The sequence below is a fragment of the Pseudomonas corni genome, from assembly GCF_057128765.1.
In genome coordinates, this window is sequence record NZ_JBSKHW010000012.1 from 1 (window position 1) to 19,768 (window position 19,768).

The 19,768-nt window shown below is 57.7% G+C and carries 17 protein-coding genes and 2 pseudogenes; 6 read left to right on the forward strand and 13 right to left on the reverse strand.

Annotated features, from left to right (window positions below; genetic code table 11):
* Window positions 1–254 precede the first annotated feature (254 nt).
* Both tnpB and ACWKV9_RS18305 read left to right on the forward strand, forming a co-directional pair.
* A pseudogene (tnpB, locus tag ACWKV9_RS18300) lies at window positions 255–458 on the forward strand (IS66 family insertion sequence element accessory protein TnpB); the annotation flags it as partial.
* Between the two features lie 961 nt (window positions 459–1,419).
* Window positions 1,420–2,163: an SDR family NAD(P)-dependent oxidoreductase gene (locus ACWKV9_RS18305; RefSeq protein WP_483837728.1), complete on the forward strand. Its 744-nt coding sequence runs from the start codon at window positions 1,420–1,422 to the stop codon at window positions 2,161–2,163.
* Between the two features lie 284 nt (window positions 2,164–2,447).
* Here ACWKV9_RS18305 and mksF read toward each other — a convergent pair whose 3' ends face one another.
* From mksF to mksB, 3 genes are read right to left on the reverse strand one after another with little or no spacing between them, the layout of a single operon-like run.
* Window positions 2,448–5,282, reverse strand: coding sequence for an Mks condensin complex protein MksF (mksF, locus tag ACWKV9_RS18310; protein WP_483837548.1), 2,835 nt, complete (start codon window positions 5,280–5,282; stop codon window positions 2,448–2,450).
* Entirely contained in the window at window positions 5,279–5,986 is a 708-nt protein-coding gene (mksE, locus tag ACWKV9_RS18315) for an Mks condensin complex protein MksE (protein WP_483837549.1), read from the reverse strand. The genes mksF and mksE overlap by 4 nt, the downstream gene beginning before the upstream one ends.
* Window positions 5,976–7,253 (reverse strand): Mks condensin complex protein MksB, encoded by a 1,278-nt coding sequence (gene mksB, locus ACWKV9_RS18320; RefSeq protein ID WP_483837550.1) that lies wholly within the window; start codon window positions 7,251–7,253, stop codon window positions 5,976–5,978. Before mksB ends, mksE begins: the two co-directional genes overlap by 11 nt.
* A 144-nt stretch (window positions 7,254–7,397) precedes the next feature.
* Here mksB and ACWKV9_RS18325 point away from each other — a divergent pair, with 144 nt between their 5' ends.
* Window positions 7,398–8,201, forward strand: coding sequence for an energy transducer TonB (locus ACWKV9_RS18325; protein ID WP_483837551.1), 804 nt, complete (start codon window positions 7,398–7,400; stop codon window positions 8,199–8,201).
* Window positions 8,194–8,646 (forward strand): ribosomal protein S18-alanine N-acetyltransferase, encoded by a 453-nt coding sequence (gene rimI / locus ACWKV9_RS18330; protein WP_331188093.1) that lies wholly within the window; start codon window positions 8,194–8,196, stop codon window positions 8,644–8,646. Before ACWKV9_RS18325 ends, rimI begins: the two co-directional genes overlap by 8 nt.
* 26 nt (window positions 8,647–8,672) lie before the next feature.
* On the opposite strand, the gene ACWKV9_RS18335 is transcribed toward rimI, so the two are convergent.
* Window positions 8,673–9,080 (reverse strand): serine kinase/phosphatase, encoded by a 408-nt coding sequence (locus tag ACWKV9_RS18335; protein WP_483837552.1) that lies wholly within the window; start codon window positions 9,078–9,080, stop codon window positions 8,673–8,675.
* A gap of 153 nt (window positions 9,081–9,233) precedes the next feature.
* On the opposite strand from ACWKV9_RS18335, the gene can reads away from it, so the two are divergent.
* Window positions 9,234–9,875 carry a carbonate dehydratase gene (gene can / locus ACWKV9_RS18340; protein WP_483837553.1) on the forward strand — a complete coding sequence of 214 codons (642 nt, stop codon included), beginning with the start codon at window positions 9,234–9,236 and terminating at the stop codon, window positions 9,873–9,875.
* 102 nt (window positions 9,876–9,977) lie between these two features.
* Here the strand turns inward: can and ACWKV9_RS18345 are convergent, their stop codons facing one another.
* From ACWKV9_RS18345 to ACWKV9_RS18375, 7 genes and pseudogenes are all read right to left on the reverse strand, one after another.
* Window positions 9,978–10,856, reverse strand: coding sequence for a methyl-accepting chemotaxis protein (locus ACWKV9_RS18345; RefSeq protein WP_483837729.1), 879 nt, complete (start codon window positions 10,854–10,856; stop codon window positions 9,978–9,980).
* 216 nt (window positions 10,857–11,072) lie between these two features.
* Window positions 11,073–11,651: pseudogene (locus ACWKV9_RS18350) on the reverse strand (MCP four helix bundle domain-containing protein); the annotation flags it as partial.
* Between the two features lie 102 nt (window positions 11,652–11,753).
* Entirely contained in the window at window positions 11,754–12,038 is a 285-nt protein-coding gene (locus ACWKV9_RS18355; protein ID WP_483837554.1) for a hypothetical protein, read from the reverse strand.
* Window positions 12,039–12,154: 116 nt separating this feature from the next.
* The gene (locus ACWKV9_RS18360) at window positions 12,155–12,811 is read right to left on the reverse strand and encodes an HD domain-containing protein (protein ID WP_483837555.1); all 657 of its coding nucleotides are present in this window, start codon (window positions 12,809–12,811) and stop codon (window positions 12,155–12,157) included.
* A 122-nt stretch (window positions 12,812–12,933) separates the two neighbouring features.
* The gene (locus ACWKV9_RS18365; RefSeq protein WP_483837556.1) at window positions 12,934–13,848 is read right to left on the reverse strand and encodes a metal ABC transporter substrate-binding protein; all 915 of its coding nucleotides are present in this window, start codon (window positions 13,846–13,848) and stop codon (window positions 12,934–12,936) included.
* 26 nt (window positions 13,849–13,874) lie between these two features.
* Window positions 13,875–14,696 (reverse strand): metal ABC transporter permease, encoded by an 822-nt coding sequence (locus ACWKV9_RS18370; protein ID WP_483837730.1) that lies wholly within the window; start codon window positions 14,694–14,696, stop codon window positions 13,875–13,877.
* 44 nt (window positions 14,697–14,740) lie between these two features.
* Complete coding sequence (locus ACWKV9_RS18375; protein ID WP_483837557.1) at window positions 14,741–15,493, reverse strand: metal ABC transporter ATP-binding protein; 753 nt, start codon at window positions 15,491–15,493, stop codon at window positions 14,741–14,743.
* A 330-nt stretch (window positions 15,494–15,823) separates the two neighbouring features.
* Here ACWKV9_RS18375 and ACWKV9_RS18380 point away from each other — a divergent pair, with 330 nt between their 5' ends.
* Window positions 15,824–16,432 carry a flavin reductase family protein gene (locus tag ACWKV9_RS18380; RefSeq protein WP_483837558.1) on the forward strand — a complete coding sequence of 203 codons (609 nt, stop codon included), beginning with the start codon at window positions 15,824–15,826 and terminating at the stop codon, window positions 16,430–16,432.
* A 73-nt stretch (window positions 16,433–16,505) separates the two neighbouring features.
* Here the strand turns inward: ACWKV9_RS18380 and ACWKV9_RS18385 are convergent, their stop codons facing one another.
* Both ACWKV9_RS18385 and ACWKV9_RS18390 read right to left on the reverse strand, forming a co-directional pair.
* Entirely contained in the window at window positions 16,506–18,086 is a 1,581-nt protein-coding gene (locus ACWKV9_RS18385; RefSeq protein WP_483837559.1) for an aldehyde dehydrogenase (NADP(+)), read from the reverse strand.
* A gap of 13 nt (window positions 18,087–18,099) precedes the next feature.
* Window positions 18,100–19,758: a thiamine pyrophosphate-binding protein gene (locus ACWKV9_RS18390; RefSeq protein WP_483837560.1), complete on the reverse strand. Its 1,659-nt coding sequence runs from the start codon at window positions 19,756–19,758 to the stop codon at window positions 18,100–18,102.
* Between the last annotated feature and the right edge of the window lie 10 nt (window positions 19,759–19,768).

Consider the following 19,768-nt stretch of genomic DNA (forward strand, 5'->3'; position numbering starts at 1 on the left):
CCCCATGTGAGAGTAGGTCATCGTCAAGATTAAATTCCGAAACCCCTCATCGCTTACGCGGTGAGGGGTTTTGTTTTGGGCGCTCGGTAAATACTTAAGCTCGCCTATACATGTCTAAACACAGTAAGCGTCCGGCCAATTCACCTGCTCGATCCCAACCATAAGGGCGACGGTGTCCACCTAAAAATATACGAACACCATCTCTCTGATCTCCATGATTTCCATGCGCCAAAGAACCTCATACCCTAGGCTATTTGAAGCCCAACTCGTCCAGCCGCACTGCGCTTTTTGCCAGCCGCCCTGCCAACCGGATGACAGTGCGCGTGCACGACGGCGTAGGCATCTGGCTTGCCGCACGACGGTTAAATCAAGGCGAGTTTCACTGGCCCTGCATCCATCGAGGTCTGGAGGTAGAACTCGATAGCGAGCAGCTTCAAACCCTAGTGTTGGGTTTGCCTTGGCAGCGGGTTGGCGCGTGCGGTGCCTTCACCCAGAACAGCTACGTGCCCTGGCCGAACAGGCCTTGCAGTTGCTTTCTCAGGTCGGCTCGATGGGTCAGAAGATCCACCGCCTCGAAACGATCAATTTTGCTTATAGTTCGGGGGAGCCGTAAGCGAAAAGCCAACGGGCATGGGCCATTTCGATAGTAAGGCTCATATCGAAGCACATATCCGCACCCTACCTATCACAGCGGCCATTATTCGCCCAGTGTGCTTCATGGAAATGTTAGTAATGCCTGGCTTAGGGCTTGACGAGGGTCGCTACAACTTCTTCATGAAGGCTCATCAGGCAATGCAACTCGTTGCAGTGGAAGGCATCGGCAAGTTCGTGGGCTGCCTAAGTCATTCAAGATGACTAAGCGGACGCTTACGATGGATCTACATTGTGGATATTCTTTCCGCCTAATGATTCCTGACCATGGTTGGGCAAATCGCAGACATTAAAAAACCCGCCGAAGCGGGTTCTTTGCTATCAAAACCATTCCAACATCCTGTCGGTAGCCTCCTGGGCAATGGTGATCATCCGTGACCTCTGAAGCGCTTCCTGCACTTCAGTTGATGGCCTTAGCTTGATCGAGATTTCGATGCCAGGAAACGGCCATTACTCTCCAAAGCGTGTAAGCCTTTCGCTATACGTGACCTAAAGGGCGCTTGGCATGGCCACCGTCCAGAATGCATTTTGTGGCAACTCGGTGACGACCGTGTTCCGGACTATGGTCTTCAAACTAATTTGGTGGCGCGGCAGCTTGCCAACGGCACTGAGGGCTCCATCCATCCGCTTCTCTACCTCATCACGGGTAGCGGCCCATGCGGGTACCTGCCTATCGTGACCGCCTGACGCCGACGTTGCCTGCTTGGTGCTACGGTAATGGCTCTCTAGCAGCCAATTCGAGATATCCATATGAAACCCAATCCGAAAATGGATAACGTATTGCGCGTGGCGTTGGTTACAGGATCGACTTCCGGTATCGGCGCGGCCATTGCACGCGCACTAAGCCGGGCAGGCTACGCGGTGGTACTCCATTCGCGAAATTCTGCGGATACGGGACGCGCTATGGTTGCCGAAATGAAGCAGGCTATTTACGTGCAAGCTGATCTTGCTTTCGAAGCTGACAGGGCCAGGCTTGTTAACGAGGCTATCGCGGCGTGGGGGCAGCTCGACGTATTGGTCAATAACGCCGGTATTAGCAGGGTCATTCCGCACGGCGACCTGGCTTCTGCCAGTTCGAGGGTGTGGCACGAACTTAACGAGGTTAATGTCGTTGCGCCGTTCCACTTGGTCGCTTTGGCCGAGTCGGCATTACGCGATGCCGCCCGTTACCGTCGAGCAGGTAGCGTTGTAAACATCAGTTCGCATGCCGGTATCCGTCCTAAGGGCGCATCGATTCCCTATGCAGTAAGCAAAGCTGCGCTTAATCACATGACCCGCTTGCTCGCGGTATCGCTTGGACCAGAAATTCGCGTAAACGCTGTGGCGCCCGGCTTAGTCGACACGCCTCTGACCGCAGAGTGGACAGAGGCCCAGGAGTTGTGGCGAACTCGCGCACCTATGCGTAGAGCCGCTAGCCCGGACGACATCGCAAAAGCGGTCGTAATGCTGGTCGAGTCAGACTACTTAACCGGGGAGATACTCCTGTCAGACGGCGGGTTGAACCTGACCTAGGTTTAGCGCGCTCTCCGGTGGAGCAGGCGAGAAGACGAGTCACCCTGTTTCGCCGACTCGCCCAAACACCGGACGGATACCATAGTTTTTCAGGGTGCTCTAGAGGACTCCACCGGGCGGATACGCTGAGACCGACGCACCGGGCGAGTGAAATCAGGGGGTTATTGCTGCATCGGTGGCAACCGGCTCAGTTACCTAAGACGGGATGCCCGGACGCTTACAAAATACAGGCCATAAAAAAGGCCGCATCTTCATGCGGCCTTCCAGAAACGCCCTGGTTCAAGTCATTCAGCAGCTTCTTCCACCATTGCGGCAATCTTGGTTTTAACTACTTCATCCCGACGTTGAATGTACTTCCAGTCTGCTTCATCAATGTAAATCCCGGCCGGCCCGCTACCACCCTCAAGATCAATCGCCACATGGGCAGATACTTGTGGCTTCACGCTTGCCAGGATAGGTACAAAGCCTAGCTGCAGGCTGGTTTCCAGCAATGCGGCTTGGTTCTTCTCATCAATGTCCGCAGCCTCATCCAGATAGTAAGGAAGACGAATACGACCGGCTTGCTCACGGTCCATCAAATGCAAGAGCAAGTACATGTTCGTAAGCGCTTTGATGGTCATCGTGGTGCCGTTTGAAGCTGCACCATCGATATCGGTGTGAATAACCGGCTGACCGTTTACCTTGGTAATCTCGAACGCCAACTCAAAGAGATCTTTCAATCCCAACTGGTTGTGATTAGCGGCTACCAGGCGAGCCAGGTATTCCTTGGCTTCTTCGTTCTTGTTGTCTTGATCTGCGCTCTGGTTCAGGTCAAACACTGACAGCGTTTCACCCTCTTCATATTGGCCAGCGCTGTGAATGATCTGGTCGATATGTTTGAGCGCCTCCTTATTAGGTGCCAAGACGATGCGGAAACTTTCGAGGTTGGAAACCTGACGCTTGTTTATCTCGCGGTTGAACAAAGCCAATTGGTGCTCAAGGCTGTCGTAGTCGCTGCGTATATTACGCAGCGTACGCGCGATATCGGTCACGGCTGCACGACGCGCTTTGCCAAGAGTAAGCGCCTCATCCTGACGATGCGCATACGCGTTAATCAACAGCTGCAAACGGCGCTCCATGTCGTCTTCACTGTCGAATTTGGCCACACCCTTAAGGCGAACCTGTGCATACAGCGCTTCAATTTGCCCGTCGCAACGCTGCAGGCCCTGCCAGCTGTCCTGATAGTCATTGAGCAAAGGCAGAAGGTTCTCCAGCGAGTCGTCCACGGCTTCCATGAACGGTGCGCCGAACGGCATGTCGGCTGGCAGTAACTGACGCCGACGCAATGCATCGTCCAGCGTGCGTTGCTTGGACTCTAGGTCGCCAATCTGGCGAGCGACCAGTTGCAACTTGGCGGACAGCTGCTGGACCCGTTCAGTAAACGCATCAGACGAACGCTTCAGCTCGTCCTGAGCCGCTTCCATTTGCGCAAGTTGCTCATGCTTCTCTGGCTCTTCGGCCGCCAATGTCTGCGAACGGCGGAAATCTTCCAGCGCCTTCTGCGCATCGAGCACTTGCTGATACAGCACTTCAGTCTGGGTCTTGCTCGCAGCGCGGTCAGCCGCCACGGCCTGCTGGGTTTTCAACTGCTTGAGCTCTTTTTCAAGACGCTCTTTCTGGTCTCGCAATGCGGCACGGTCAGCCAACGCTTGCAGCGCCGGAGGCTCGATCTGCGACAGATTGATCGACAGCCCAGGCACCTCAAAACGCTCGCCCTTAAATCCATCAAGGATGGCTTCAAGTGATTTCACCCATGCGTCACCGTCATCCAGAGCAATGCCCTGTTCACCCAACGGCAGGCTAAAAAGCGCGCTATTGAACAGGCGCATCAAGCGCTCGACATCCGGCTGCGAAAACTCTTCACGCAGGCGTGCATAGCTGTTGTTGTCCGCATGATCGAGTTGCTGTTTCACCGACTTTAGGCGTTTTTCCAGATCACGAAGACGCTCCTCCAGATCCTCAGCGCTGAATTGCCGTGACTGCGCCAACGCACCGGCCAGTTCATCATGGGCATCTTTGGCCGCCAGTAGTTGCTGCTCAAGAACACGCACGTTGTCGACCAGCGCGAAGCGATTCTTCAACACAGCCAGTTCACCGATCCAGCGCTGAATGCCGCTGATCTCGCGCTCCAAGCGCATCAGCTCCTGAGTGCCACCGCGCTGATCGTTTTGCAGTTCATCCTGCAAGCCGCGGTAATGCTCAGCTTGAATGACCAACTCTTCCTTGCGCGCGTTGGAGTAGTCCTGCCACGTCCCAAGCAACGAATCCAGAAGCGGCGAAAGACGATGCAATTTGCCACGCAACACTTCCCGTTGCCGAACGCCATTGGCCAAGGCTTCAACCAATGGTCCTGCGAGGACGAGGGCGTTGTAGTCCTGCTCCATGCGTCGTACGTCGCGGAAGGCTTCTTCGCACGCCGCGATGTAATCAACGCTACCAGAGCGCAAGCTGTGCTCGAACGCATCGAGGAACAGTTGTTTAAGTTTGGCTGCTGTAATTTCGCGCATGTGCAGCAGATTGATGAACAACGCGCGGAAAGTTTTGAGGCTCTGTTCGCTGGTTGAACGCAACGGGATCAGCGTCAGATCCAGCGGGATCGAAGTGTGGCCACCGACCAGCAAGCGACGCAGTTCGTCCGGCTTCAACTCATAGGCTTTCAGGCCTTGGGCTTCCAGATTGCTGAACAGCTCTTTCTGTCGCAGGCAGGTGTCATCCTTCTGGTAGTGCGCCAGATCCAGCTTGCCCGCGTAGGCAAAGAACTGGTGACCGAAACCGCCGCCCGGTCCGCGACCCACCACGCCAATGACGTGAGGACCATGGGGCAGTGCGACTTCTACCAAGATGTAGCTGGTGTCAGTTGCAAAGTAGAAACGGCGGGATTGTTCCAGCGTGTATTTGCCGAAACTCATGTCCGACATACGCGCCAGAATCGGGAATTGCAACGCGTTGATCGAAGCGCTCTTGCCCAGGTTGTTCGCGCCATACACCGACAGCGGGTGTTCCAGCGGGAACAGGCCCAGGCTGTATCCGGCCGTGTTCAGCAAGGCGAAGCGGCGGATGCCATAACGTTCCTGGCTCATACGTCTAGCTCCTGTTCTTCGGCGATCGCGCGGGCTAGCGCCTGCTCTTCGGTCAGTTCGACGTCGTCGAACTCGGCAAGATCAAGGGGATCGCCGGTCTCAAGCAATTTTTCGTCGCTGTCATCATCGATCAGTATCGGCGCTGGCAGCGGCAAATCGCTGTGCAGGCTGGCTGCAAGATCGCGGTCCTGCTGGACGGACAGGCAGACATCGAGGAATCGATGCATTGGCGGCAAAAAGCGAAATACGCCCATTTCTTCGCTGGCAAAACCCAGTTGGGTCATGCGGCGCATGATTTTTTCTTCGAGCTCTTCCTGGGTCTGGACCTCGGCCTGCAGGAACAGGTCACGATATTTTTCCAGCAACGAAGGCAGTTCTTCTCGGCCCAAGCTGCCGCCATCGAGCACGGCGACGGGATCACGGCCCTGGTCGGCCAAGTGTTCAACCAGAATGAACGTGAACAACGCCAGTCGCTGCGCCGTCTTGTTGACTTGAGCCGCAGCCAGATCAGGCACGAAGTAATAGAACCCGCGTGTGTCGCACACCAATTCAAAGCCCAACGCTTTGAACAGGGTTCGATATTGATCCTGGGAATTGGACAGCTGGGCATACAGCTCAGGATCACGGCGGCTGATGTGATAGCCCTTGAACAGCTCGCGGAAGATCGGCGCCAACTGGGACATTTCGGATAGATCAAGATGCATGGGCGGTGCCCTCTGAATTCTCTGGGGTGACGTCTCGACTAGAGAGCAGGGCGAAAGAGCGCAGGCTGACCCGGTGCTCCTGAGTAAAGTATTCGCGGCGCTCCAGACGTTCGCGCTGGAAGCGCTTGTCCCGCGACAGGCGCGAGAACCAGTACAGCAATTCGTCCGTCGCGCCGGTGGGTTCCTGCTCAAGCAGCCACACCATCAAATCCGGCATCGGCAACGCGTCTTCGCAACGCTCTAGCATTTCTTTGACGGTGCGTGGCGCGCGCGGCGGCTCGCCTTTTCGCGTGGTGCTAGCTTTGGGGAATCGCGCTGGTTTGGGTTCGAAACGCGCCAAAGCGTAGACATAGGCCTCGACCTGATTCGCGCTGCCAAGAAACGTGCTTTGCGGACGTGTGAACATTGGCATCGCCGCTTGGGGGACCGCATCGATCCCCTTGCGCCGTATGGCCGAGAGCGCCAAAGCAGCGCCCCGAGTCACAGCGTTATGGCGACGGGCCTCTTCGCGCAGCGGCAGCAGCAGTTCGCGAGCATGACGCAAAGTCAGTTGCGCGCTAGTCTGCATTTCCAGGATTCGCGCGTGGGTGCGCAGCAGCATGTCGTCATCGACCAAGTGGCCTAGACGTTGCTGATCGGTCAGCATGCGCAGCAACACGTTTTCGACCTTGCGAACGCCTTGCTCGAACGCACCATCGGCGTTGACCAGTTGAATCATCGGCTCGACATATTCGTCCCAGGTCGCCAGTACTTCGGCATACCGCTGACGCAACGGTATTTGCCGGTCGCTGGTTTTCGCACGCTCAGCCACCGACACAAGCGCCTGTTCATCGTTCGCGAGCTTCTTCAGGACGTCGCGCACGCGCATATCCAGCAAGCGCAACTGACGGGCAAGGTCGTTGGCGTCTCGGACATCGAACGCGTCCTGAATATAACCAGCCAGTCGCTCCAGATGGCGCAGATAGGCTTCGATTTCCAGGCACAGCCCAAGGCGGTGCTCGCGTCGCAGGTAGGACAGAAAGTCGTGAATCTGCGCGTTCAGCTCGAAACGGTTAGGGCTTTTAGCCACAGGCACCAGAATATCGAGGCGGATCCACACATCCAGCAGGTGAGTAATGTCCTGGGGCGTACTTTCCAATTGCTGGGCCGCCAATTGCAGGCGCAATTCGCTCAGGCTCAAAGTGCCTTGGTCAAAATGCTCGCACAGAGGCTCAAGGAGCGCCCAGTGTTCGGCAAGGGCGCGCAGGACGCGCTTAGGTTCGATCATGGGAAGGCCGGCTGGTTAGCGAATAAAAGCCGCAATTGTACTGCATAGCCGGGGATGGATTTCACTCTCGGTCGATCAACTGCGGCGCGAGGCGACGAAGGTCTGTAGAATCGCCCGCCTAACTTATCCACAGGTGGCTGACCTTTGCTCAACGAGTCCCGCCGCCGCGCTTATATGACCGCCATGCAGGTGGTCAATTGGCTGCCGCGCACCGAACTGCCCTTTGCTGCGCCCTCGCGCCCGGAATTGCTCGCGCCGCTGCCGGTACTGCTCGACGCGCCTGTCGTAGAGGTGAATGCGCCAAGCGTTGCCGATTCGACGCCGCCAATTAGTGCGCCGATAACACGGACTGTCGAGCGGCCGAAGATCGAAGTGCCGCGTCCGTCGGCCATCACGAAGCCCGCGCTAAAGTCTGCTGCCATAGAAGACGACGCCGCGCCATCGGTGGTCAAAGCGCCTGCCATTGCGCCACCGCGTTTTGCCCTGCAACTGCTGCGCGCTGGCAACTGCCTGCTGCTGGTCGAATTGGCCACTGGCGAGCCCTTCCAAAGTCGCGATCCATCTTATTTATTGCTCAAGGACATGCTGCGCGCCGCCGGTCTGCCAGACAGCCCTCAGATCATTGGCGAGCCGGTGCGTTGGCCGTTACTGGTGCGCGGGCAGATGGATCAAGGACCGGAAGCTGCGCGGGATTTCGTTCAAGGCTTTCTGTTCGCCCGTCTTGAAGAAGCGCCCTGCAGCATGCTGTGGCTGATCGGACTGCCGTCGCTGAAATTTGCCGGTGAAGTAGACGCCGAATCCTACAATCGGGAACTCCAGGTTGAAGGCCTGGGTTCTGCCTGGGCGCTGCCAGGGCTCGAACTTTTAATGGACGAACCACCGCGCAAGGCCGACGTCTGGAAAGCCATGCGCCGACTGATGCCACGTTGGAAGAATGTAAATGAGTGATGCAGTAACGTTTCGCCCCATGACTGAGGCCGATCTCGACGCCGTCCTGAAGATCGAATACGCAGCCTTCAGCCATCCGTGGACACGGGGCATCTTTCTGGATGGTTTGAAGTCTTATGAGATATGGCTGATGTTCGAGGGCGAGCAGCAAGTGGGGCATGGCGTGATCAACGTGATCATCGACGAAGCCCATCTGCTCAACATCACAGTCAAACCTGAAAGCCAAGGTCGTGGCCTTGGATTGCTGCTCCTGGACAGGCTGATGAAGCGGGCTTATGAACTAAACGGCCGCGAGTGCTTTCTCGAACTTCGTGCCAGCAACCAGTCGGCCTATCGTCTGTATGAGCGCTATGGCTTCAACGAGATAGGCCGACGTCGTGATTACTACCCTGCGATTGGCGGGCGGGAAGACGCACTGGTCATGGCCTGCACCTTGCTGGATTAGGCGCGGGACCTGTTTAGCTCAGCAGCCTACGGCTTGCCATCCAGCGGATCGAAAATGGCCAGCTCTTCTTCATCCAGACCACCGCCTGCGCCAATCTCGTCCTCATCGACGATACTCAGATCAAAGTCTGCCGGACCGCCTTCACCTGCTTCACGAGCAGATCGGCCACCGTCTTCATCGATCAGCGTTTCCGGGCTCATGTCATCATCGGTCGGTTCATGATCGGCAGTCGAAGCACCGGTCAGGCCAGCCTCGCGCACGCGTTCATCGGGGAGGAGGGTATCCAGTTCGTCGGCCGGGATGGTGTCACCGATTCGACCACTGGGTTCGTTATTATCATTGAAGTTCAGCTCTTCCATCGAGCCCATCCGGTCTTCGTTGTCATCGATGGGTTCAGGTTGGGTTGCACCAAACGGGCGGCGTTCATCAGTCATGGCGAATTCCTCATTATGTGGGGCCTTAGTAAGGTGGACCGACCATGTTCTTGAAGATTCCTTTTTGTTGGCCCAAGGGATAGTGGCAAAAAGGGCGTGACCCGCAACGTCGAGCGCCAGTCATAGCTGAGCATCATTTTCGAGGCATCAACCATGAACGAGCTACAAGACCTGATCGACAACAACGAACGCTGGGCCGCTGCTATCAAAGAAGAGGACCCCGAGTTCTTCGCCAAGCTGGCGCGCCAGCAGACCCCGGAATACCTGTGGATCGGCTGTTCAGACGCTCGCGTTCCCGCTAATGAAATCGTCGGCATGCTGCCCGGTGATTTGTTCGTTCACCGAAACGTCGCCAACGTTGTGCTGCACACCGATTTGAATTGCCTGTCGGTGATTCAGTACGCGGTTGACGTGCTCAAGGTCAAACATATCCTCGTCACGGGCCACTACGGTTGCGGCGGCGTCAGGGCCTCGATGCAGAATCGTCAGCTGGGCTTGATCGACGGCTGGCTACGCTCTATTCGCGATTTGTATTACGAAAATCGCGAGTTGCTGGCGAAGTTGCCGACCGAAGAGGAACAGGTTGATCGCCTTTGCGAACTGAACGTGATTCAGCAAGTGGCCAACGTCGGCCACACCAGCATCGTGCAGAACGCGTGGCATCGCGGCCAAAAGTTGTCGGTGCATGGCTGCATCTACGGCATTAAGGACGGTCGCTGGAAAAGCCTCAACGCGACCATCAGCGGCTTTGATCAATTGCCGCCGCAGTATCGGTTGCGTCCGCTGGGGGAGTAATCGGCGCGTTAAATCTGTAGGAGCCAACTTGTTGGCGAGACGGGCGATAGGCTATGTCCCTGATGCCGTCTCGCGAACAGGTTCTCTCCTACAGAACTTTGTTTACAGCACGAAGCGTTGAACCATGGTGTTCAAATCGGTAGCGAGCATCGACAGCGCATTGCTCGCGACTGTCGTCTGTTGTGCGCCCGAAGCCGATTGCGTCGACAGATCCCGGATGCTGCTCAGATTACGGTCAACCTCGTTGGCCACTTGGGCTTGCTGCTCAGCGGCGCTGGCGATCAGCACATTTCGATCGCTGATGGTTGAGGTGGAGCTGATGATCACGGTCAACGCCTGACTCGTCGCAGCCGCCTGCTCCAGTGTCAGGCTGGCTTGCGCGGCGGTCACGCGTAACGCCTCGGCGGTCTCTTGAGTGCTCCTCTGTACGCCGTTGATCAGGCCTTCAATCTCGGCGGTTGATGCGCTGGTGCGCTGTGCCAGTGACCGCACCTCATCTGCCACGACCGCAAAACCCCGTCCCGCCTCTCCGGCGCGAGCCGCTTCGATGGCTGCGTTGAGTGCCAGAAGGTTAGTTTGATTGGCAATCGCGCGAATCACGTCGAGAATCTTGCTGATGCTCAGCGTGCGCTCGGCCAGACCTTCAGCCTGATGCGATGAGTCCAGCACGTTGCCGGTCAGTTCCTTGATCGACTCAATGGTGCCCGACAGTCGATCACGACCTTCGGCCGCCGCCTCGCTGGACGCCTGGGATTCGGTCGAAGTGTTGCTGGCGTTGTCGGCCACTTCAACCGCAGCCTGGCTCATCTGATTGACCGCCACGGCGGCCTGCTCGATTTCATCGTTTTGCAGTTGCAGGTTTTGCGCGCTGGCCTCAGCAATGGCGCCCATTTCCTGGACCGACTGCGTCAACTGGGTCGCCGCCGCATATATCTGTTCGATGGTGCCGTGAAGATTGCCGCGCATCCGCCCAAGCATCATCAGCAGTTGCGCCGTTTCGTCTTTACCTTCAGGAATTCGCTGAGGACTGAGATCACCATCAGCAATCGTGCTGGCAATCTGCAAAGCATGACGCACCGGACCTATGATGCTCACGCTCAGACGCCAGGCCAGCAGCAGAGTCAGCACCAAAGCCACGACAATCGCACTGACGGCGATGATGCGTGTTTGCTGAAAGCGGCTACCGGCCGAGTCGACTGCGGCTGACGCGCTTTGCTTATTAAGCTCACGCAATAGCTGCACCTGCATGTCCATCAAATCGCCCTGCATGCTCAGCGTGGTATTGAGCAGCATGCGTGCATCGTCAAGTTTGCGCTGTTCGATCAGTGCAATCTCATCGTGCAGCCCTGGCATGAAAGCTTTGTAGGCGTCCTGCAGCGCAGTGATTGAGTCACGTTCGGTGCTGTCGGTGGCATGGGCCAGGTAATCACTGAAGCTTTTTTCGACTTCATTTTTGAGTTGTTCGACGTTAATCTTGCTGGTAACTACCGCTCCCGGATCGTCAGCGTTCGCGATGAGACGAGCGCTCTCGCCGCGTAGCTTGATCAGATCGATTGCGATGGCGTCGGCCATCGCAATGCTGGGTAACGTGCCACTTTCAACTGCTTCGCCCTGATCACGGATGCTCTGCATCTGTTGCAGACAGAACACCCCCAGCGCCACCATCAGCAACGCCGTGATGCTGAAACACAGCACCAGCCGCTGGGTGATTTTCAGGCGCCGCAACAAAGTCGGCTTGGCAGGGCGAGCGAGTAATCGAGGCAATAACGTTTTCACTGCGAACCAATCCCATCGTCGAATACACCGGAGACATTGGTTATAAAGTGCTTGCGTGATGTCTTTGTGACATCGGTTAGAAATATTTCACTTTTGTGGAGATTACTCGTCACGACCTTCGCAAAGCTCAGCCTTGGACGTGCGATAGCCGTGATTGACCAGTGTTTTCAAAATCCCCAAATGTCCTTGAACTGCCCACACCGCCGAGGACATCACCTGATCCGACCATTTGCCATCGTCAGCGCCATTGAACTGGCCCGATATCAGCAACAGCACTGACTCTGCCCGCAGAATCTCGGCCTGGATCGCGTCCACCAGATAGCCCGGCGCAATATCCGGGGCTACCACCAACACCTCTTCCGCAACGCTTGTGTCTCGAGTGCTCATTGCACAATCTCCATGACAAGGTTTAATCGCGCTCAAGACCTGAGCGCGTCGTCCAAGGGTAGGAAACTGGCGTGAAGGGCGGGTGGGAAACTGTTTACAAGGCTTATCAGGGAGCGTTAGTGACCTGCGCCGACCTCGTCCATCATCTCATCGACAAAACGCACCGCCCGTGCGTGCCGAATCTGCGCCAACTCAGCGCCGGTAGCGGTCTGAAAACCTTCCGACAGCCCGAATATCTTGGTCTTGAAGTGATCGACGGCGAAGCGTTTGTCGTCCAGAGGGCGGTTTGCAGCGTGGGGGTCGGTGACGTCATACAGGCGACTGCCCATGCGTCCGGCGATGTAAAACAACCTCGCGACGCCGATCATCCCGAGGGCATCGAGCCGGTCGGCGTCCTGCAGGATTTTTGCTTCAAGGGTTGTCGGGGTGATCGCTGCCGAATAGCTATGCGCTTCCACTGCATGGGCGACAGCGGCGACTCGCTCTTCATCCCAGCCCATTTCTGACAGCAGTTCGGTTGCCTTCGCGGCGGCCAGGCGAGAGGCGCTGGACCTGAATTTGGAGTTTTTTTCCACCGACACGCAATCGTGCAGCAACGTTGCGGCAAGCAATACTTCGTGGTCGCCGCCTTCCTTGTCGCGAATGGCGCAAACGTTGCTCCAAACCCGATGCAGATGCGATTCGTCGTGGGAACCGTCTACCTTCTCAGCCACGGTGTGCGGTAGCAAACGCTCGGCCAGACTTTGAAACGGCGCAAACGAAAGTTGATTCATTGAAGCGTCCCGGTGGTATCGATGAGCCAGTTGAGCAGCATACAGGCATACATTCGGTGCCTGGCGCTCTGTCTCTACCTCCGGGACGAAGGCACGGCAAAATCCCTTAAACCCGTGGGCAATTACTGCTTTTTCATTGCAGCGGTCAGCTTGTCGACGTTGTATCGGAACATCTGCACGTAGGAAGCTGCCGTGCCGTCTGCCGGGGACAGCGACTCGACATACAACTCGCCTCCCGGATGCGCGCCGCTGGCCTTGGCGATTTGCTGCACCAGGCGCGGATCACCGGAATTCTCAAAGAAGTACGCGCCGACGTGCTCCTGTTTGATCTGATTGATCAACTTGCCCACGTCCGCAGCCGAGGCCTCTGTTTCGGTGGAAAAACCCAACGGTGATAGGAACGTCACACCATAGGCATCGCCGAAATATCCGAAAGCGTCGTGGGATGTCAGCACCTTGCGCTGAGCTTTCGGGATCGACTGAATCTGCGTACGGGCATACGCGTCCATGTCCTGCAGTTGCTTGATGTAGCGATCACCATTGGTTTTGTAATCCGCTGCATTTGCTGGGTCCGCTTTCTGCAGAGCAGCGATGATATTTCGTACGTAGACCACGCCGTTGACGGCACTGTTCCAGGCATGAGGGTCTGTAATTCGTTCGCCGTCTTCCTCCATGCTGCGGGTCATGATGCCGTTGGACAGCACCACTGGATCGCCTTTATAGCCGGACGCTGTGATCAGCCGATCCAGCCAGCCTTCCAGATGCAGGCCGCTGACGAATACCACGTCGGCCTTCTTCAGGGACTGTGCATTATTAGGTGTCGGTTCGTAGACGTGCGGATCGCCATTGGGCCCGATCAGCGAAGTGACGTGGACATGGTCGCCGCCAACGTTCTGCACCATGTCGGCAATGACCGTGAACGAGGCAACGGTTTCCAGGGTTTTTGCCTGGGCAGCATTGGCCAAACCCGTTAGCGTCAGGCACGACAGTGCCAGACCCGACAGCACGGAGGCTGTCAGAAGCGTAAGACGTTTCATGTGATTTCCTTTGTGTAAGAGAACAATCAGCCGGACAGGTGAACCCTCGGAAGCAGCCGTCGCAGAAACCCGCTGCGCCCGAAAAACAGTGAGAACAGATAAAACGCGCTGGCCGTCAGCACGATGGCCGGGCCGGAAGCGACGCTGGCGTGGTAGGAGACAACCAGCCCGATGAAGCCCGACAGCGTGGCGACCACGGTGGAAATCACGATCATGCCAGTCAGAGAATTCGACCAGAATCGTGCGACTGTGGCCGGCAGCATCATCATGCCGACAGCCATCAAAGTGCCCAGAGCCTGGAAACCTGCTACCAGATTCAGCACCACCAACAGCAGGAACAACACGTGATACAGCGAGCCGCGCCCGCCCACTGCGCGCAGGAAACCAGGATCAAAACACTCCAGAATCAGCGGCCGATAAATCAGCGCAAGCAGGATCAGGGTGAAGGATGCAATGCCGCCCACCATGAAAATGGCCTGGTTATCGATGGCCAAAATAGTCCCGAACAGCACGTGTAGCAGGTCCACATTGGAGCCATGCAATGACACGATCAGCACGCCTGCCGCCAGTGAAGTGAGGTAAAAACTGGCGAAGCTGGCGTCCTCGCGCAACGTGGTAAAGCGACTGACGAGCCCAGACAGCAATGCCACCGCAAGTCCCGCGATCAGCCCGCCGAAGCCCATCGCCGGTAGCGACAAACCTGCGAACAAAAAGCCGACCGCCGCGCCGGGCAACACCGCGTGACTCATCGCATCACCCACCAGACTCATGCGTCGCAGCATCAACAAAACGCCCACCGGGCCGGAGCCGATGCCCAGCGCCAGGCACGCTACCAAGGCTCGACGCATGAACCCGAATTCGACAAAGGGCTGGATCAGCGCCTGATAAATCGTCACAGCGCATCCCCCTCATTGACGTCGCACGGCTGTGCGTCGGCGTTCCAATGCTCAGCCATGTTCTTGGCGCGACGTAGATTGTCGCTGTGCAAAATCTGTGCGGTGCTGCCCCAAGCGATGGTTTCCCTTGCCAGCAGAAGCGTGTCCGGAAAGTGTTGGCGCACTTGTTCGATGTCGTGCAACACCGCGATCACGGTGCGTCCCTGGCCGTGCCAGCCGCTGATCAGCTTGAGCAGATCGCGGGTGGTGCGGGCGTCGATGGCGGTAAAGGGTTCGTCCAGCAAAATCACCGAAGCGTCCTGCAACAACAGGCGCGCGAACAGCACCCGCTGAAACTGACCTGACGACAGGGAACCGATGCTGCGCTGCTCGAAACCTTCGAGTCCTACAGCAAGCAAGGCTTCTTGCGCTTGCTCGACCTGTTTGCGTCCTACGCCACGAAATGGCCCCAACCGGTGCCAGGCGCCCATCAATACGGTGTCGGCAACGCTGAGCGGGAAACTGCGGTCGATCTCCGCAGCCTGGGGCAAATAACCAATGTGGCGGGTGGCAAGCGTGCCGCGATCAACCCGGCCTTCAGCGGGTTTCAAGGTGCCGGCAATAGCCTTGATCAAGGTGGATTTGCCAGCGCCGTTGGGCCCGACAATGGCCGTCAGGCTGCCGGGAGCGAAGCGTCCGCTCACATGATGCACGGCAGGGCGACGTTCGTAGGTGACGGTCAGGTCATGCAGGTCGATGGCTGCGCTCATGGAATCGCTACCGCCCAAGCGATGCCGATCCACAGCAGCGCGAGCATGCATATGGAAATCAGCACGCGTTTGCCTGCTGACTGCGCGAGGGCCGAAGCTGCGATATTTTGGGTCAAGCGCGTAGAAGATTTCACGAACGAAAAGCCTGAAATGTTTTGTTATAGTATTACATCACTATTTTCCTGCGAGAGGGAAGGGCTATTTTTTGCAGGTTCAGGGACGTGACAGGTTGAGGACGTCTTTGCTTCGCTCATTTTCCCAGCGGCGCAAACACTGTAATTTCCGAGTCAGGATTTTTCTCTTTCAGACTTTTCTATTTCAGGGTCCCTCATGTCTGCATCTCATCGTCGTCCGGTTCCGCTGGCTAAGGCCTACCGTCTGCTCAATCACGGTCCTACCGTATTGGTCAGCGCTGCCCACGACGGCAAGCGCAATATCATGGCGGCTGCGTGGGCGATGCCGCTTGATTTCGAACCGCCGAAAGTCACTGTGGTGTTGGACAAGTCGGTATGGACCCGGCAACTGGTGGAAGCGTCCGGGACCTTCGTCATCAATGTGCCGACGATCAGTCAGATCGATATCGTCGAAACCGTAGGCTCAACTTCGGGGCTCAAGATTTCCAGCGAAAAGGACTTCGACAAATTCAGCGCTTACGCACTCGAAACCTTTCAGGGCGAGCTGACCGATGCGCCCCTGCTGGAAGGTTGCGCGGCATGGCTCGAATGCCGACTGCTACCTGAGCCGCATAACCAGGGGCAATACGATTTGTTCATCGGCGAAGTGGTGGCGGCTTTTGCTGACGAGCGCGTGTTCTCCGACGGGCATTGGCATTTTCAGGGCCATGACGAACTGCGCACCGTGCATCACGTGGCCGGTGGGCATTTCCTGGTGATTGGCGATGAAGTGAAAGGCGAGGTGCTCCCACGTTCTGCACCTTGAACCTCAGACATTTCAGACGAGGGATGGGACTTGGCGGGGCGCCGAATTGCTCGACACCCCGCCATCGCATGGTTCAGCCCTTGGTCAACTGACCATCGACCAGGCGCCAGGTGTCCAGCGGATTGCCCTGCCGCAGCGCCGGCGGCAATAGCGAATCCGGCACGCTTTGGTAGCAAACCGGACGCAGAAACCGGTCGATTGCGGTTGCGCCCACCGACGTGCTGCGGCTGTCTGATGTGGCCGGGAACGGCCCGCCGTGCACCATCGCGTAACTTACCTCGACCCCAGTGGGGAAGTCGTTGAACAGAATGCGCCCCGCCTTGCGCTCCAGCGTCGGCATCAGCGCTTGCGCGATCGCTTGATCGCCTTCGTCAAAGTGCAGCGTCACGGTTAATTGCCCGGCGAATTTCGTCGCCACGTTACGCAGGTCGTCGACGTCCTTGCAGACGATCAACAACGCACTCGGACCGAAGTTTTCTTCTTCCAGGCCGGGGTTGGCGAGGAAGGTGGCCGAGTCAGTACGGAAAAATGCCGGACGCGCCTGATACGAGCCTTCGGCTTCTTTGCCTTCGGCGACCAGATGAACTCCTGACGCGTTATGCAGGTTATTCAGACCGTTGCAGTAGGCACCATGAATGTTGGGCGTCAGCATGGTGGTGGGCGACTTGTCAGACAGCGCCGTGGCAGCGGCTGATACGAAGCTTTCCAATGCCTCGCTTTCAAGGGCCAGCAGAATGCCGGGGTTGGTGCAGAACTGCCCGGCGCCCATGACAAGGGATTCGACGAAGCCCTTGGCGATGCTGTCCGCGCGTGCCGACAACGCCGCCGGCAGCAGAAACACGGGGTTGATGCTGCTCATTTCGGCGTAGACCGGAATCGGCACCGGCCGTGCTTGTGCGGCGGCGACCAGCGCCAAACCACCGCGGCGGGAGCCGGTAAAACCTACCGCCGAAATCAGCGGATGGCTGACCAGTGCCTGGCCCACGGAAATGTCTTTATCGATCAGCATCGAAAACACGCCAGCAGGCATGTTGGTGTCGTAGGCGGCTTTTTGAATTACGCGGCCTACCAGTTCGCTGGTGCCCAAGTGTGCCGGATGCGCCTTGACGATCACCGGGCAACCTGCGGCGAGCGCCGATGCGGTATCGCCGCCCGCGACCGAAAACGCCAAGGGAAAGTTGCTCGCGCCGAATACCGCAACAGGGCCCAAGCCGATGCGACGCAGGCGCAGGTCCGCCCTTGGCAGTGGCGCGCGATCCGGCAATGCATTGTCGATGACCGCGCCGTGCCAGCGACCGTCGCGCACCAGGCTGGCGAACAGTTTCAGTTGGTTGACGGTGCGCATCCGCTCGCCTACCAGACGCGGTTTTGGCAGGCCGCTTTCCTGATGAACGCGATCGATGAGGGTGTCGCCCAGATCAAGCAGGCCTTGCGCGATAGTGTCCAGAAATTGCGCACGACGCTCATCGGGCAACTGGCGGTACGAGTCAAATGCCGACTCTGCCAGCTCGCAAGCCGTGTCGACATCGGCTTGGCTGCTGGCGCCAAACGTGGGCTCCAGTTTTTCGCCGGTTGCCGCTGCCAGGGCGAATACTTCACCCGCGTCGCCCCGGACCGAGCGTTGACCAATGATCGTTTCACCAAGAATCTGCATCGTTGAACACCTCTTAATCTAGACGAGCCTGGGGTGTGATCTGCCGAGGATCTACACGCAATTCGATCAGCGCCGCGACGCCAGCGTGTTGTGCTCGCTGGAAAGCCGCCGGAAAATCTTCGCTGCGTTCGACACGCTCGGCATGAGCCCCGAAGGATTTGGCAAAAGCGATGAAATCGGGATTGACCAGCTCAGTGGCAGATACGCGTCCCGGATATTCACGCTCCTGATGCATGCGAATGGTCGCAAGCATGCCGTTATTCACCACGATGACCACCAGCGGCGCCTTGAATTGCATCGCCGTGGCCAGCTCCTGAGGGTACATCATGAAGCAGCCATCGCCAGCAAAGCAGATCACACTACGCGCAGGATCTTTCAGTTTGGCGGCAATGGCCGCCGGAAAACCGTAGCCCATGGCGCCGTTAGTGGGCGCAAGTTCGGTGCCGGGCTGGCGGTAACGATAGAACCGGTGGACCCAGACCGTGTAATTGCCCGCGCCGTTGGTGATGACGGCATCGTCTGGCAGCACTTCATTCAAATGCGCGACCACCGATCCCATGTCAACGCCGGCCAACTGCGGGTGCGGCAGCGGCGGGGTGGAGTGCTCGATGTAATCGGCGCGGGCAGATTCAGTCCAGTCTTTCCATGCATCGCTGGTCACCGGTTCGATCTGCGCGACGGCTTTGGCGAAGGTGCTCATGGCCGCGTTGATCGGCAGCGTCGGCTGGTAGACGCGATTCAGCTCCTCAGGATCGGGATGTACATGAATCATCGGTTGCTTAGGCGTCGGGCTTTCGATCAGCGTATACCCAGCTGACACGGTTTCGCTCAAGCGCGAGCCGATAACCAGCAACAGATCAGCACTTTTCACACGCTCGATCAGTTTTGGCGAGGTGCCCAACCCGATTTGGCCGACGTAATGCGGGTCGCGGTTATCGAACAGGTCCTGACGGCGAAAAGAGGCCGCGACCGGCAACTTGTTCGCATGTACGAAGCGCTTGAGGGCCTCAGCGCCATCCGCGTCCCAGCCTGTGCCGCCGACGATCACCAGCGGCTTTTTGGCGGCGGCGAGCATCATTCGCAGCTCTTCAAGGGCCGCTGGATCAGGGGCCGAGCGCGCGATGCGTACGGGCGCGGCATCGGCGACCACGGCTGAACCGAAGAGGATTTCTTCCGGCAGCGCAATCACCACCGGCCCAGGGCGACCAGACATGGCGATGCTGAATGCCTTACTGACAATCTCCGGAATGCGCTCGATGCTGTCGATCTCGGTGGCCCATTTCGCCAGGCCTCCGAACATCTGCGTGTAGTCCACTTCCTGAAACGCTTCTCGCCCCTTGAAGCCGCCTTCGATCTGTCCGATGAACAGAATCATCGGCGTCGAATCTTGCCTGGCGGTGTGTACGCCGTTGCTGGCGTGGGCCGCGCCGGGGCCGCGAGTCACGAAACAGATGCCGGGCCGACCAGTCAATTTGCCGTAGGCGTCGGCCATGTTGGAGGCGGCGCCTTCGTGACGAGTGACGATGGTGCGAATGGCGGGTGTGTCATGCAGCGCGTCGAGCACTGGCAGATAACTTTCCCCAGGCACGCAGTAGAGGGTATCGACCGCGTTTCGAATCAGCGCTTGAACGAGAATCTGGCCGCCGTTACGCGGCAGTGTGGAATCAGACATGGATTTCAGG